The sequence below is a fragment of the Mycobacterium sp. TH-M82 genome, assembly GCF_057473605.1.
In genome coordinates this window covers 1-1467 of the sequence record NZ_JBYCKY010000386.1, presented here as the reverse complement: position 1 = coordinate 1467, position 1467 = coordinate 1, and the positions used below count along the sequence as shown (strand labels likewise).

The 1467-nt window shown below is 67.6% G+C and carries 2 protein-coding genes; both read right to left on the bottom strand.

All coding sequences use genetic code 11. The features are described from left to right. A partial coding sequence (locus AC2VON_RS12005) for a YhjD/YihY/BrkB family envelope integrity protein (protein WP_486953168.1) occupies window positions 1-640 on the bottom strand: 640 nt, incomplete at its 3' end. Next, the coding region (gene trpS / locus AC2VON_RS12000) for a tryptophan--tRNA ligase (RefSeq protein ID WP_486953167.1) at window positions 637-1467 on the bottom strand (831 nt) is incomplete at its 5' end. The genes AC2VON_RS12005 and trpS, both read right to left, overlap by 4 nt.

Below are 1467 nucleotides of genomic sequence, written 5' to 3'. Positions count from 1 at the left end.
CGATCATCCAGGTGAACAGCAGCCAAGACACCAGCAGCGACATCGCCAGCGAGGCGACCCACAGCAGCGCATCCAGCAGTGCGAAGGCGGGGATGCCCAGGGCGCCCAGCGTCTTGGGCATCAGCGCCGGGTCGCCCAGCGCGGTCAAACCGATGGTGATCATCGTGGCCACGAACACCGACACCATTGCGGCCAAGTCGGATAGCTTGCTGCGCACGAATCCGGTCTTCGAAGTGGTGGGTACGCTGATTCGGGCCATCTCGCCGAGCGCTTCGCGCAGGTTCGCCAGCCAGCCCAGCCCGGCCCAGCCGGCCACGGCCAGGCCAATCACCCCGACCGAGGTGCGCGACGCGATCGCGGAGTCGATCAAATGAATCACCTGCGCTCCGAAATCCCCGGGAATCGATGCCCGGACCCGGTGGTCGACCTCGTCGAGCAGGTGGGGCTGCCGGGACAGCAGCCAGCCGCCAACCGAGAAGCCGACCATCAGCAGCGGGAACATCGCGAAGATCGTGTAGTAGCTGAGCCCGGCCGCGAAAAAGTTGCCGTTGCGGTCGGTGTAGCGCTCGTTGGCCCGCATCACATGGTCGAGCCAGCCATACCGAGCGCGCAGCCGCTCGACGATCAGGGCCGGATTCATGGCCGGGGCGGAAGAAACCCGACCCGGGCGTAGACCCGCTCGACGGTGCCTGCGGCCACCTCCCGGGCCCGCTGCGCGCCGGTCGCGAGCACGCCCTCCAGCTCGGCTGGGTCCGCGAGCAACTCGTCGACCCGGGCCTTGACGGGTGTGACGAACTCGGCTACCGCTGCGGCCGTGTCCTTCTTCAGCTCGCCATAGCCGTGTCCGGCGTAGGCCTGCACCAGTTTGTCGATATCGGTGCCGGTGATCGCGGATTGGATGGCCAGCAGGTTCGACACCCCGGGTTTGGCGCCGGGGTCGTAGCGGATCTCCCGCTCGCTGTCGGTGACGGCCGAGCGGATCTTCTTAGCGCTGACCGCCGGGTCGTCGAGCAGGCTGATCAGGCCGGCGTCGGTCGCCGTCGACTTGCTCATCTTGGCGGTCGGATCCTGTAGGTCGTAGATCTTGGCGGTGGCCTGTCCGATGAGTGGTTCGGGTACGACAAAGGTGTCCGGGAAGCGGGCGTTGAATCGCTGCGCGACGTCGCGGGCCAGCTCCAGGTGCTGGCGCTGGTCCTCGCCGACCGGCACCACGTCGGTGCGGTAGGCCAGCACGTCGGCGGCCATCAGCACCGGGTAGGTGAACAACCCGACCGTGGCGGAATCGGTGCCCTGGCGGCCCGACTTGTCCTTGAACTGCGTCATCCGCGACGCCTGCCCGAACCCGGTGAAACAACCCAGCACCCAGGCAAGTTCGGCGTGCGCGGGGACGTGGCTCTGGACGAAGACAGTGCTGCGGGCAGGATCGATACCCAGCGCCAGGTACTGCGCGGCGGTCACCAGGGTGCT